Raw genomic sequence first — 12,841 nt, 5'->3', positions numbered from 1 at the left:
GTTAAGAATCGCAGAGCTTTCTGTGCGGCTTAAACAGCGGTAATTCCGGCTCTGCGTGCTTGTAAGATTGCCTGTGGCAGGGCGGTTAGCAGCATCTCAATTTCTGTATCGGTCGTATCGGGGCTAAAGGTAAAGCGAAGAGCTCCAGCTGCGCTCACATCATCAAGACCGATCGCTGTCATCACATGTGATACTTCGGCAACTCCTGCTGTGCAGGCAGAGCCGGTTGACACCGAGACCCCAGCCATATCTAACAGAAAGAGGAGCGAATCTCCCTGACAGCCGGGGAAGGTAAAGTGCACATTAGACGCTAGTCGCATCTCCCCCGGTTTCGGCCCACGCAAAACAGCGGTACCGTCAATCTCTCGGATCGCGGTTATCAACCGCTGCTGTATTTGTTGCAGGCGGGCGTGCTTTCGGTCTAAATCTTGGTATGCCAGCTCTAATGCGGTTGCAAAAGCGGTTGCCGCAGCCGCATCCTGGGTGCCAGAGCGTGCACGCTGCTGCGATCCACCGTGGATTAATGGCACAACCTGCCATTTACGGCCGAGAATTAGTGCCCCGCTGGAGACTGGCCCACCAATTTTATGGGCAGAAAGACTCAGCGCGGCAGGGTGCACAGCAGAAATATCTATGTGCCCGAGCGCAGACACCGCATCGATGTGCAGCGGAATTCCATGCCTCTCACAGATCTGATTGAGTGAGCTAACCGGTTGAATAGTGCCGATTTCATTGTTTGCCCAAAGCACCGTTGCAAGCGCAATTCTTTCAACACCGTGTTTAGTGATAGCTGCTTCAAGCACTTCGGGCAGTAACACACCGTCACTGTTAAGCGGCAGCCACTCTGCTTCGGCGCCGGCGTGTGCGACCAGCCACTCTACGGTATCGATTGTTGCATGATGCTCACCGTCTGCAACGAGAATAACCGGTCTGCGATCCGCCCCACTATTCCGTGCCCAAAACAGCCCCTTCAATGCCAAATTAATAGCCTCTGTGCCGCCTGATGTAAACACAACTTCAGCGCTGGTGACATGTAGGGTGCGCGCAATTATTTCACGCGCTGACTCGAGAACGTCTCGCGCTGCCTGCCCGTCAGCGTGCTGTGAGGCGGGGTTGCCGACCGTGCCTAAGGCATCAAAAAAAGCTTTGCGCACCACCAGTGGCATTGGACTGGTGGCTGCGTGGTCAAAATATGCGCGCACAAAACCCCCTCTAATAAAGGAGGCTTGCTAGCTTCCGGCGTGCTGCGCTCACGCGCGGATCTGTGACACCAACCACTTCAAATAGTTTTAAGAGCCGTTCTTGAATGTGAGCACGATCATCTGGGGTGCTGTTTTCAAACAGATCAAGCAGACGCAAGAAACCGTCTTCTATATGCCCCCCGGCGATATCGAGGTCGCTGACCGCCATCTGCTCGCTCAAACCGTGTGGTGAGTTTGCGGCGGCCTCGCGGATCTCCTGCGCTGATTTACCGCTCAAACGTTCAAGCAGTTCAACCTGGGCGAGTGCTGCGCTAGCTTCGTTATCGCGCGGATTGCGTGCCAACACGTTTTTATATTCAGCAATCGCAGTCTTATAGTCGCCCGCCTCAGCGGCATCTAACGCCTTTTGATGTTCTGGATTAACCGGATTCTGCGTCTCAGCTGGTGCGGTCTCGCCGAGGTCGGGTGCGTTAACTGTGCCGGTCATGCCCTGTGCAGCAGCGAGTGACACAATCTGCGGTAGCACGGTTACAACTGCGTTAGGATCCTGCTGCCCCTGGAACAGTAGTTCTGGCTGCCCCGCCAGCACAAGCGCCGCTGTCGGCACAGTCTGCACAGAGAAGGCCTGCACCAGGCTCGGGCTTGCGGTTGCGTCAATCACACCTAAGGTGAGTTTGCCGCCCGCCCCACGAACTCCCGTTGCAAGCGCATCGTGCAGCGCGACAGTCGCCTGATCTGCTGGGTTTACGAATAGCAGAATGACCGGCACCACCTGCGAGAGCTGCATTACACCCTGGAAGCTCTGCTCAGTAACAGTAAATACCGCAGCTGGAATATCTATTGTTTGGCCAGCAGCCTGCTGGCCACTATCTGGGGTCGCTGTTGCAGCTGCGGATTGGTTCTGGTTTGCAAGATAGCTGAGATCAAGCCCACGGCCAATATAGCGGTTATCTGCCATTTTATTTTGATGCTCCTACAAGCTCGCTCGTTGAACCTAGCAATAAGATCTTTTCTTCACTGCCCACGCGCGGCACGTAGAACAGCAACTGGTGAGCCACGATTTGTGTAATGCTCCGCTGCGCACCCTCCAGATCTGAGATCGCTGCGATTGTGTCGCTGATCGGCAGCTCAGAGTCATCGTCTGCGGCTGTTGTGCGCAATTCGTTGACGGTCAGCACCACCAGGGCACCGCCTGTGCCTGTCGAGATTGCGGTAGGCTCACCTGTTTGCTCGGCCCGGACAGAAAATGTTGCCTTCCCCTGCGAGTCGCGGGTGCGTTCGTTTTCTGCGGCCACCCAAGCTGCACCGCCGCGAGTCAGGATAACATCCTCAACAGTTTCAAAATTCGCCGCAGCTTCGCTCTCGACACCCTCGACCAGCGCGGCTGCGTAAAGCCCGCCAAGCTCGGCTGGCTTCACAGTCAACAGTTCGGTTTCGTTATCCAGGAGCGCTGTTCCCTCATCGGCTGGCGCGGCAGCAGGCATCTGCTGGCCACCGCGCAGGGAGACGATATTGCGCACTTTAAACGGCGCGTGTGCGTTCTCTTGCGTTAGCAGCAGGGCCAGTGATGGAGATGCGCTCTGCGGCGCTGTTTCGACGCTCTCAGAAGTATCTTCTGCGCTGTCTGATGTTTGTGTTGCGTTCGGATCAGGCGCTGTGTCTGATGATGCAACGGTCATAAGGATTGAGCGCGGCCAGGTGCTGGTGTGCTGCACGAGCTCATACCCAAGCCGTTCGGTGGTAATAAAAGGCGGGCGCAGGTTATAGTCGGCGTTTGCATTGCGGATCGCATAGTTTGCACGCCGTTGATTTAGCGCATCACCTGAAAAACGTGCTTCAAGGCCGCCAGCATCAAGGCCCTCATCCGCTGCAGTGGCAACTGCACTAATGTCTTTTAGAATGCGTGCTATCTGTTCCTCTGCAACAGTCGGCGGCAGTGCTTCAGAAACTACATCAGCTTTTTCTTCCATACGCTGCGGCCAAAGCTCTGCGGAGCAGCCGGTTAGGGCCAAAGCTGATAAAACGCCTACTGCGGTAAATTTGCTCACACGCTGCATCGCTGACCCACCGCTATAGCGTGGGTTGACCGGTTTTTTACGTTTGAACATATTTCTGATGCCAACAAGCGGCCCCCGGCGACCGCGACGCGGACCGAGACCGCGTCGATCCCGATCCACAAATACTATGTAGAGCACGATCCCGAGCAGGAGAAAAAACCCGCCCGCGGTTAAGAAGGGGCCGACCCAGGGCGTGTAGCGCACCTGTTCCCATTTCAAATCTATCGGTGTAGCCGCTTTGTCTTCTGCTGTATCGCTGTAAACGATTGCGGCTTCATTCTCATCTGCAATGATCGTTGATTCAAAGGCTGTTGAACCGTCAAACCCAGCGTAGGAGCGCCAGAGATCACTGCTTTCAAAATTTGGATCGGGTTTTTCATCTGCAGCAGGAGCGACAGTTTCAGAGGTAAGACGATTCGATTCTGGATCAACAACAAGCTTTGTGTAGCCGTACGGCGCAGCCCATGCGGTGACATCGCTGAGCGACCCTGTTGCTATGGCGCCGACGTTGTGACCGGCAGACAGGTGCGGCTTGCCATTAATTTTTGCGAGTTCCTCACCGGGGATAACAACATACTCTGCCACCTTCACGGTTTCACTCTGCACTTCAATGTTTGCAGGCCCACCCAGAATTGCACGCTGCCCGGCAGCGATTACCAGCAGCACCGCACCGAAAATAATTGCGCTTAACGATAAAAGGTATCGCAATTCTTCTCCTACTAAGTTAAATATCTAACTGGTGTGAATAACAAAGTTAAACCGATGCGGGCACACCTCTATAAGGGTATAGCCTACCTGAAGCAGCGAAATAGAACTTGAGAGACCTTAGACGCAGTGAATTATCATTAAAATAGACAGCCACCCGAGGAGAGTAAGCAACGTGACTCAATTTGATAGCGCAATGCGCGGTTACAACCGGAAACAGGTTGACGCTACCGTCGCCGATCTGAACAAACAGATTGCTGATCTCAGTGAGCAGTCACACTCTCTGCAGGCCGCATTTGCTAAAACATCCAAAGAGTTAGATGAGCAGCGCGCCTTTGTTGTCGACCTGCAAACTCAGCTTGAAGCGCTCGGCACAACCGGTTATGCAGGTTTGGGGTTGCGTGTTGAAAAAAGTCTGAAGGCCGCCGAAGAAACTGCGCACACACTAATGGCGCAGGCAGATGCAGACGCTGAAAAACTGCGGCGACAGACAGAGGCAGAAGCTGAACGACTGTTGCGTGATGCGCAGGAGCGTGCCGATCTAACTCTGCAGCACAGCATCGAAGAAGCAGACCGTCTGCGCGCCCGAGCTCGCACCGATACAGACGCACTAAATACGCAAGCAAAAATACAGCGTGAGCAGCTGGAGCGGGAATCAACTCGCGCTCTAGAGCTAGCCAAGCTGCAGCAGAAACGAGAGAGCGAAGCTGCGGTTAATAAGGCCCAGAACGAGGCTAAAAGCATCATCTCTGCAGCACAAGCTGAGGCTGCCAAAATCCTCGACGCCGCGCATGAGGAGGTTGCGGCGCTTGAAGCAAATGCGCAAGTGCTGGCAGCGGCAGTTGCCAAGCAGCAAGCTGATTTTGAGCGAGATACCGTTGAAATTCAGACTCGGCTGTTAGACGAGGCTGAGCAGAGTCGTGCAGCGTTTACAACTGCGCAAGCTCAGCGAGAGCACACTCTTGCGACAGAATACGCTGCAAAGCGGCTACAGCTGGAGACTGAATATAAAACGCTGCTTAACTCACTCGAGCAGCAAGAGCTTGAGTTGCGTGAAAAAATTTCTCGTGAAACAAGCGAGCACACCGCTAAACTTGCGCGTGAAACAGCCGAGCATGAGTCGCGTATCGCAGCAGAGTTGCGTGAGCATAATAAGCGGCTGCGCCTTGAAGAAGCGCGCGAGGCCGAAACAGCATCGCAGAGACGCGCTGATCTCGAGGTCGAACTGCAGGCCGCCCGGCAGACAGAACTGGACAGGCGCACAACAGAGCTTGCGACATTCACAGCTAATCTCGAAGAGCGTGAAGCAATGCAGCTTGAAGAGTTAGCGCTGGCAAAAGATGCGCACGATAAGCGTCTCGCAGAACAGGTGACCGCACACTTTGCACGTCTGAGCGCCGAGCTTGCCGATCACAATGCCCGCCTAAAAGCAGAGCGCGAGGCGCAAACAGCTGAGTTAGCGCGTGAGCTGAAAGAGCATAATGAGCGCTTACAGTATGAGCGAGAGAACTTTGATCTGCAGCTGGCTGAAAAGCGCGAGCAGCAGAGCGCAGAGCTAAATACGGAACGAGAAAATTTCCTGCAGCAGCTGCTTGCGGATCGACAGCTTCAGGAAGCACAGCTACTGCAAGCAGCACAGGAGCAGCAAGAACAGTTCGCACGTAATAGAGCAGCGTTCACCGCGGAACAGCAGCGCAGCCGAGCAGCACACGAAGAAACACTGCAGGCGCTTACCGCTGCGACCGAACGCGAGCTGCTGCGCCAAAAAACAACCACCGAGGATCAGCTCGCATCTCTCGCTGCCGAGCAGCATGCACAGCTCGCAGCGGAACGGGATCTAACAGCTGCATCATTGGCCTTAGCTAAAGAGGCTGCGGCTTTGCAGCTGCAAGCTGCGCAGATAGTTGCGAAAGAAGCCGCCGCCGCAAGGTGCAAAGCCCAGGAGCGAGAGCTAGCTGCAGCAAGAGCCACGCAGGAAGAAAACCTGAGCCGCGAACTGGCAGAGCACAAGCGTTCCCTGACTGAGGAGGCAGCGCTTGCAGCACAGAGTCTAAACAGTGATCTCGAACGGCGTCGCTCTGAGGTGTATGCCCAGCTCGAACTGGAAAAAAATCGCGTCGCGCAGGAGATTGCCGCTTCGCGTTTTGAGGCCGATGAGTATGCGCGCACAAGTCGTGAGCTGATAGAAGCTGAAAAACTCACCGCGCAAACCGAACTGGTTGAAAAACGCGCGGAATTTGACGCCGATATTAAAGCTCAAAATGAAGCTGCGCAGCAGCGAATCGACGAGGCTGTGGGGAAAGCAAACGCTGATCTAGAGCAGCTGCGGCAGGAGGCAGAAGCAAAGCGTGCTGAAATAACTGAATTGCACAGCAACGCAGTTGCGGAAGCTGATCGTCTGGTGACAGCGGCGAGCGAAGAATCTCAGCAGATCATCGCAGAGGCCAAGCGACGGGCGCACAACACCTTCACCGCTGCAGAAGAGCGGGCGGGACGTGTTGTCGCCGCTGCTGAGGATCGCATGAATCAGCTGAAGGTTGAGCGTGGCGCGGTTGCGAGATATTTTGAAAGTCTCGGCAGCATTCTGCCAGACACAAAGTTAGAGGATAAATGACATTACGGGCAGCGACCGATGGGTCAGCGCTAAACAATCCAGGGCCGGCAGGCTGGGCGTGGGTTATTGATGCAGACAACTGGGCTGCCGGTGGGTGGCAGTCAGCAACCAATAATAAAGCCGAGCTCACCGCGATCCTTGAACTATTACACGCAACCGCGCACATCGATGAAGAGCTTGTAATTCTGACAGACAGCAAGTATGCGATCGATTCAATCACAAAGTGGATGGCCGGGTGGAAACGTCGCGGCTGGCGGAAGGCTGACGGCTCCCCCGTCCTCAATTTAGAAATTATGCAGGATCTCGATGCGGCCGTGCAGGGTCGAGATGTGCGTTTCGAATGGGTTAAGGGGCATGCCGGGCATCCGCTAAATGAAATGGCAGACAGGATCGCAAACGATGCGGCAAAGTCTTTTAAGACTAATCAGACTCTGCAGACCGGCCCTGGGCTTGCGGCAACGACCGAAACAGCAGCACCAGCGGTAGCAGCAAAGACTGACGACACTTCTGATCTCCTCGCACGCCTTACAGCGCTCGAGGCACGTGTTGCAGAATTAGAAAATACGGTGCACAGTTCGGCGGCTAATAAACTGTTTTAAGCTAATCGCCAGCAGTGACTGTGCCAGTGACGCCGGTCGGCCACAGCGGCAGCCGATCCGAAAAATCCTTCTTTTTGCCAAACAACAACGTGTGCCTGACCTACCGGAATTAAATTATTGCACCCTGGGCATGTGTAGTTTTTTATCGCCCTGTCAGCAGGAATTTGCCGCACAAAATACTCTTCGCCGCGCCGGCTTTGAATTGCAGCTCCCCCGTTAGCGAGAAAACTAACATCTCGGATCTTTGCTTGCGGCGCACGACGATTTCTGCGCCCCACTGTTAATACCAGCCGACCGATTCTGAGTGCCCCCAAGCCCCACACGGTGAGCCATATCGGGCGACGATATAACCCAGACCCCAACGAATTTGAGTATCGGGGTTTGTGCGCCAGTCAGCGCCAGCTGAGGCCATTTTTTCACCGGGGAGTGCTTGCGGGATTCCGTATGCGCCAGAAGATGCATTCATTGCGCTCGGGTTCCAGTTTGACTCACGCTGCCAGAGTGAAACCAGGCAGGCAAATTCCTGATCGTTAGCTACATAGCCGCGAGCTATTTCTTGTGCGGAGCCTGGTGACACAGCAGGAGCTGGCGGAGCGAAGGCGGGAGCCGCACCCCCACCGCTTGCAGCATCAGAAGTTGTGACAGCTTTTGGCTCAGGCTCCGGCTTTGGAATCTCAGCAATTTCAAGCGGCGGCAGCTCAAACTCAACCTGTGCTGTTGCGGCAGCCATAAGTTCCTGATTCAGTGTCTCGCCGGGGGCCAGCGGGATCACTTCAGCTGAGGCGTAGTTGAGGCCTGAAACAGGCGCAATTGCAAAAACACCCGCCACGGCGACAGCAGAAACAGCAGCCAAGAGACCGCGACCGGCTCGGCGTTGCTTCTTTCGTGGTGTTAGCTGTTTTAAATCAGTCACAATGTGTTTATATTACCATTTGATTACAACGGCTGCGATCGCGCTCTCTCAGTTAAGAGCGAGCGTATAGCAGCAGCTCGACCACACTATCGAGCAGCGCATCAACCTGTGCCTCGTCATAGCCGCGCCACTCTGAGAAAAATACCGCTTCGCGCACCTGGCTGATAGACAGCTTGCTCTCCCCCGCGAGACCTGCTGCCACACGTTCGAGAAAAGCATCAACCTGGCTGCGCCGGTAACCAAAAGTGAGCAGGTTGCGCCGACGGAATTTTTCGCCACGCGGGCGCATAAGCCGGTTTGCAACCTCACGCGCTAACTGATTTTTTTCGGCTTCAATCACAGCAGATTCAGAGTTTGCGTTTGAGTTGCGACCTGCTCGTGCAGCAAAAACATCCTCTAACCGCTCGAGGGCAGCATCAACATAGCGGGCCGCATAGCCGTTTTTTTGTAGTTTAAAAGACACCGTGCGCAAATCATCAGCGGTAACTGCACCGTCTTGCTCGCCCTCATAGGCTGCGCGTGCCTTCGCGAACAACTCATCGACCTGCGCTGTGTTGTATCCAAGCTCACCACCCACAGCAAGCGGAAGCGCTTCCTCATTACGGCTCATATCACTCCGATCAAAAAAGCGGCCATAAACACTGGAATCACAGAGGGAAGTATCGAGTCCAGCCGATCCAAAAGACCCCCGTGTCCCGGAATCAGGTTGCTCATATCCTTAACGTTCAAATTCCGTTTAATTAGTGACTCCACAAGATCGCCGGCTGTCGCTGTGATCAGCACAGCAAGCCCCAGAAATACGCCAAGCCACCAAGGCTGCTGCAGGAAAAAATGAGCTGCCAAAGCACCAGCTATAACCGCAGTTGCAGCGGCACCGGCAAAACCCTCCCAGGTTTTATTAGGGCTGATGCGCGGCGCCATCTTGTGTTTGCCAAATGAGACGCCCGCCGCCCACGCACCAATATCGCAGACAACAGGAAGCAGCACAAGCGTGAAAACCCACCATTCACCGTAGGGTTCAATCTTGACGAAGTTAACCGCGATACCGAGCAAAAACGGAATATAAACAAGCGTAAAAACACCGGATGCAAGATCAGCAATTAGAGTGCGCCAGGGCACTTTCCAACCGGGAATGATGCTTTCAACAGCACGCCAGAGCATCAAAAACAGTGCTGCTCCGAAGAGGGACCAGAGTAAGCCTTCAAGGCCCCAGAAATAGGCGCCGATTAGAATAGCAGCCCCGCCCAGTGAAACACCGATACGCGGCACACGTCTGCCAGCCTGCCGGAAGGCGGTTGCCAGTTCGATCATCGCCATGATCCCAAACAGCAGCGCCACAACAAGCAGCAGCGGTGTCCAGACAAAGACACTAATTAGAAAGATCGCCGCTAATAGCAGGCCGGAAGCAAGCGCAAAAACCAGGTTGCGGCCGACGCGTTCTGTGACCCGCGCATTAGCTGCATCAAATTTCTGCCGATTTGCTTCAAACTGAGCCCGCAGTTGGCGGCGATCCTTTTGTTGCATTAAGAGTTAAACCTCGAGAAGCTCAGCTTCTTTACCCGCGAGAGCCGCATCAATCTGATCGATAAATGACTTGGTCACGCTCTCCAGTTCTTTTTCGGCACGCGCAATCTCGTCTTCGCCAACTTCGCTCTTCAAAGCGTCGAGCTCGTCCTTCGCCTTGCGACGTGCGCCGCGCACCGCAACACGGCCTTCTTCAGCCCTGTTCTTTACCATCTTCACATAGTCGCGACGACGCTCTTCTGTTAGCTCTGGCAGGGTTACGCGCACAACATTGCCGTCGTTAGTCGGGTTTGCGCCGAGATTCGGCATATCACGGATTGCCTTTTCGATTTCGGTCAGAGCGCCTTTATCGTAGGGGCTAATTAAGAGGCTGCGTGCGTCCTGATTCTGCACTGAGGCAAGCTGTGGCAGCGGGGTTGGAGTGCCGTAGTAGTCAACCATCACATTCTGCAGCAGTGCTGGGTTTGCACGCCCGGTGCGCACCCCAGCAAAGCCCTCTTTCACTGCTTCAACAGCTTTGGCCATGCGATCTTTCACATCTGTAAAGACTTCGTTAATCACCCTTAACTCCATTCCTATTGGATCAATGCTTAAAGCATACCCACTCGCCCACGTGAGACCGCGTTTGCCTCACGCAGGATTTAACTATTTAGAGTGCGCGCTATGCTCGCACCGAGGTGCCAATCTCTGCGCCAAGAATCGCACGAGTAATATTTCCCTCTGGTTGCATTCCGAAAACACGCATCGGCATCTTGTTGTCCATGCACAGGCTAAATGCGGTGGCGTCAACAACCTTCAGGCCCTGCCGCAGCGCATCAGCATAGGTGATTTCATCGATTTTAGTCGCGTTTGGGTCTTTATTCGGATCAGCGGTATACACGCCATCAACACCGTTTTTCGCAACAAGCACCTCGTCTGCGCCAATTTCAAGCGCACGCTGTGCTGCAACTGTGTCGGTTGAGAAGTATGGCAGACCGGCCCCGGCCCCAAAGATCACCACCCGATCTTTTTCGAGGTGTCGAATAGCGCGCAGCGGAACATAGTTTTCTGCCACCTGCGTCATCGCGATCGCCGACTGCACCCGGCTCGGCACACCCGCCTGCTCGATAAAATCTTGCAGCGCGAGGGCGTTCATAACGGTGCCGAGCATACCCATATAGTCGGCGCGTGCACGGTCGATACCGCCCTGTGAGAGCTCAGCGCCGCGGAAAAAGTTGCCACCGCCAACAACGACAGCGATCTGCGCTTGCTTGCTTGCTGCTGCGATTTCAGCAGCTATTTGGCTGACGACACTAGGGTTTACACCGAGTGCACCGGCGCCGAATGCCTCACCTGAAAGCTTCAATAGAACCCGACGTTTTTGTTCTGACATCTTGCCGTCCTTCACCGTTTACCCATATTCTGCTTCTCCAATAATAATGGACGCAGGCCCCACGCGCAGAGGACTAATTTCATCCGTGTTGGCCGCCGATCCGCAAGAAAATGGCCCCCGGGAAAACCCGGAGGCCATCTCTAATCTAAGCCGCTAGGCTTATGCACCAACCTTCAGGCGTGCAAAGCCCTGTATGGTGATGCCAGCCTGATCAACAACCTGCTGCACGCTGAGCTTGTTGTCGCGTGCGTAAGGCTGCTCGAGCAGCGCAATGTTCTTGAAGAAACCGGTGAGGCGACCCTCGATGATCTTTGGCAGAGCAGCCTCTGGCTTGCCCTCGCCCTTCGCGATCTCGGTCACGATCTCTTCTTCCTTCTTCACCTCTTCAGTCGGCACATCTTCACGGCTGAGGTAGACAGGATCGGCGAATGAAATGTGCTGTGCAATCGCGCGAGCAGTCTCATCATCGCTGCCTGAGTATGCAACGACTACGCCAACCTGTGGTGGCAGATCTTTTGAGGTGCGGTGCATGTAAACGGCAACCTTGTCACCCTTTACAACTGCAACGCGACGCAGTTCAAGCTTTTCACCGATAATCGCAGCGTCATCGTTGATGAGCTCTGCAACGGTCTGACCGTCAGCGTCTGCTGCAAGCGCAGACTCTAGGTCTTCTGCACCTGCGGCAACAACAGCGGCGAGCACCTTCTCGCCAAGCTCAACGAACTTAGCGTTCTTTGCAACGAAGTCGGTCTCGCAAGCAAGCTCGATCAGAGTTGCTGATCCCCCGTTTTCTGAGACAGCAACGAGACCCTCGGTGGTTGCGCGACCCTCACGCTTTGCAACGCCCTTGGCGCCCTGCAAGCGCAGGATCTCGATCGCCTTTTCGATATCGCCGTTAGCCTCTTCGAGTGCCTTCTTGCTGTCCATCATGCCAGCGCCGAGACGCTCGCGAAGTTCTTTCACAGCGGCCATAGTTACTGCAGCCATGTCACTCCTAAGTAGTTAGTGTTATAAAAATTACAAATTATTCAGCAGCTGGTGCTTCTGCCGCAGCTTCTTCGGTTGCAGCTGCAGCCTCTGGAGCGTCCTGGCTCTCAGCGTTAAGCAGCTCAACTTCCCACTCTGCGAGCGGCTCTGCAGCTTCGCCGTCAACCGGCTTCTGGTGGCGCTCGAGCATGCCCTGAGCTGCTGCGTCAGCGATGATACGGGTGAGTAGGCCAACTGAACGGATAGAGTCGTCGTTACCTGGAATTGGGTAGGTTACGTCGTCTGGGTCGCAGTTGCTGTCGAGAATAGCGATAACCGGAATGCCCAGCTTCTTTGCCTCTTCAATAGCGAGGCTTTCTTTATTGGTGTCAACAACCCACAGAGCTGAAGGGGTCTTAGACATGTGGCGGATACCGCCCAGTGACTTCTGCAGCTTCTCAAGCTCGCGCTTCTTCAGCAGCAGCTCTTTCTTGGTAAAGCCGGTGGTGCCGCCCTCATAGTCGAGTGCTTCAAGCTCTTTCATGCGCTCTAGGCGACCGGTAACGGTCTGGAAATTGGTGAGCAAACCACCCAGCCAGCGGAAGTTAACATATGGCTGGTTTACGCGTGCTGCCTGCTCAACGATTGCGCCCTGCGCCTGCTTCTTGGTGCCGACGAAAAGAATCTGGCCACCGCGAGCAACTGTGTTCTTTACGAACTCGTATGCCTCGTCAATGTAACCGAGTGACTGCTGGAGGTCGATGATGTGGTTGCCTGAACGCTCAGCGAAGATAAAGTTCTTCATCTTTGGGTTCCAGCGGCGGGTCTGATGCCCGAAGTGCACACCAGCGTCGAGGAGCTGGCGAATGGTTACTACTGCCATTACAGA

12 protein-coding genes are annotated in these 12,841 nt (G+C 54.8%); 2 read left to right on the top strand and 10 right to left on the bottom strand.

Going from position 1 to position 12,841, the window contains the following annotated elements; genetic code table 11:
* Positions 1-29: 29 nt before the first annotated feature.
* Genes HCR00_RS01200 through HCR00_RS01190 form a run of 3 tightly spaced genes read right to left on the bottom strand, consistent with a single transcriptional unit; the run spans position 30 to position 3,967 of the window.
* Positions 30-1,202: a cysteine desulfurase family protein gene (locus HCR00_RS01200; RefSeq protein WP_167142083.1), complete on the bottom strand. Its 1,173-nt coding sequence runs from the start codon at positions 1,200-1,202 to the stop codon at positions 30-32.
* A gap of 10 nt (positions 1,203-1,212) precedes the next feature.
* Positions 1,213-2,160, bottom strand: coding sequence for a tetratricopeptide repeat protein (locus HCR00_RS01195; protein WP_167142080.1), 948 nt, complete (start codon positions 2,158-2,160; stop codon positions 1,213-1,215).
* 1 nt (position 2,161) lies between these two features.
* Positions 2,162-3,967, bottom strand: coding sequence for a DUF8094 domain-containing protein (locus tag HCR00_RS01190; RefSeq protein ID WP_167142077.1), 1,806 nt, complete (start codon positions 3,965-3,967; stop codon positions 2,162-2,164).
* A gap of 172 nt (positions 3,968-4,139) precedes the next feature.
* Between HCR00_RS01190 and HCR00_RS01185 the strand changes: the two genes are divergently transcribed.
* Positions 4,140-6,578, top strand: coding sequence for a hypothetical protein (locus HCR00_RS01185; RefSeq protein WP_167142075.1), 2,439 nt, complete (start codon positions 4,140-4,142; stop codon positions 6,576-6,578).
* Complete coding sequence (locus HCR00_RS01180; protein ID WP_167142072.1) at positions 6,575-7,177, top strand: ribonuclease H family protein; 603 nt, start codon at positions 6,575-6,577, stop codon at positions 7,175-7,177. Before HCR00_RS01185 ends, HCR00_RS01180 begins: the two co-directional genes overlap by 4 nt.
* 280 nt (positions 7,178-7,457) lie before the next feature.
* Here the strand turns inward: HCR00_RS01180 and HCR00_RS01175 are convergent, their stop codons facing one another.
* The 7 genes from HCR00_RS01175 to rpsB all read right to left on the bottom strand — a co-directional run bounded on the left by HCR00_RS01175 (position 7,458) and on the right by rpsB (position 12,835).
* The gene (locus HCR00_RS01175) at positions 7,458-8,090 is read right to left on the bottom strand and encodes an aggregation-promoting factor C-terminal-like domain-containing protein (protein ID WP_243854484.1); all 633 of its coding nucleotides are present in this window, start codon (positions 8,088-8,090) and stop codon (positions 7,458-7,460) included.
* Between the two features lie 52 nt (positions 8,091-8,142).
* Positions 8,143-8,700, bottom strand: coding sequence for a DivIVA domain-containing protein (locus HCR00_RS01170; protein WP_166984946.1), 558 nt, complete (start codon positions 8,698-8,700; stop codon positions 8,143-8,145).
* Entirely contained in the window at positions 8,697-9,614 is a 918-nt protein-coding gene (locus tag HCR00_RS01165; RefSeq protein WP_167142069.1) for a phosphatidate cytidylyltransferase, read from the bottom strand. The genes HCR00_RS01170 and HCR00_RS01165 overlap by 4 nt, the downstream gene beginning before the upstream one ends.
* Before the next feature lie 6 nt (positions 9,615-9,620).
* On the bottom strand, positions 9,621-10,175 hold the full coding sequence (gene frr / locus HCR00_RS01160) for a ribosome recycling factor (RefSeq protein ID WP_424945194.1): 555 nt from the start codon (positions 10,173-10,175) through the stop codon (positions 9,621-9,623).
* A 100-nt stretch (positions 10,176-10,275) separates the two neighbouring features.
* Complete coding sequence (gene pyrH / locus HCR00_RS01155; protein WP_167142066.1) at positions 10,276-10,986, bottom strand: UMP kinase; 711 nt, start codon at positions 10,984-10,986, stop codon at positions 10,276-10,278.
* Between the two features lie 159 nt (positions 10,987-11,145).
* Positions 11,146-11,973: a translation elongation factor Ts gene (gene tsf, locus HCR00_RS01150; protein ID WP_167142063.1), complete on the bottom strand. Its 828-nt coding sequence runs from the start codon at positions 11,971-11,973 to the stop codon at positions 11,146-11,148.
* A gap of 37 nt (positions 11,974-12,010) precedes the next feature.
* Positions 12,011-12,835 (bottom strand): 30S ribosomal protein S2, encoded by an 825-nt coding sequence (rpsB, locus tag HCR00_RS01145; protein ID WP_166984960.1) that lies wholly within the window; start codon positions 12,833-12,835, stop codon positions 12,011-12,013.
* Between the last annotated feature and the right edge of the window lie 6 nt (positions 12,836-12,841).

The organism is Canibacter zhoujuaniae, assembly GCF_011752005.1.
GTDB classification, from domain to species: domain Bacteria; phylum Actinomycetota; class Actinomycetes; order Actinomycetales; family Microbacteriaceae; genus Canibacter; species Canibacter zhoujuaniae.
The sequence above is the reverse complement of the archived record's forward strand: the minus strand, read 5'-3'. Positions and strand labels throughout refer to the sequence as shown.

Coding starts and splice junctions, on each gene's coding strand:
- rpsB (WP_166984960.1), bottom strand. CDS start 12,835: ATGGCAGTAGTAACCATTCGCCAGCTCCTCGACGCTGGTGTGCACTTC.
- HCR00_RS01195 (WP_167142080.1), bottom strand. CDS start 2,160: ATGGCAGATAACCGCTATATTGGCCGTGGGCTTGATCTCAGCTATCTT.
- tsf (WP_167142063.1), bottom strand. CDS start 11,973: ATGGCTGCAGTAACTATGGCCGCTGTGAAAGAACTTCGCGAGCGTCTC.
- HCR00_RS01170 (WP_166984946.1), bottom strand. CDS start 8,700: ATGAGCCGTAATGAGGAAGCGCTTCCGCTTGCTGTGGGTGGTGAGCTT.
- pyrH (WP_167142066.1), bottom strand. CDS start 10,986: ATGTCAGAACAAAAACGTCGGGTTCTATTGAAGCTTTCAGGTGAGGCA.
- HCR00_RS01180 (WP_167142072.1), top strand. CDS start 6,575: ATGACATTACGGGCAGCGACCGATGGGTCAGCGCTAAACAATCCAGGG.
- HCR00_RS01165 (WP_167142069.1), bottom strand. CDS start 9,614: ATGCAACAAAAGGATCGCCGCCAACTGCGGGCTCAGTTTGAAGCAAAT.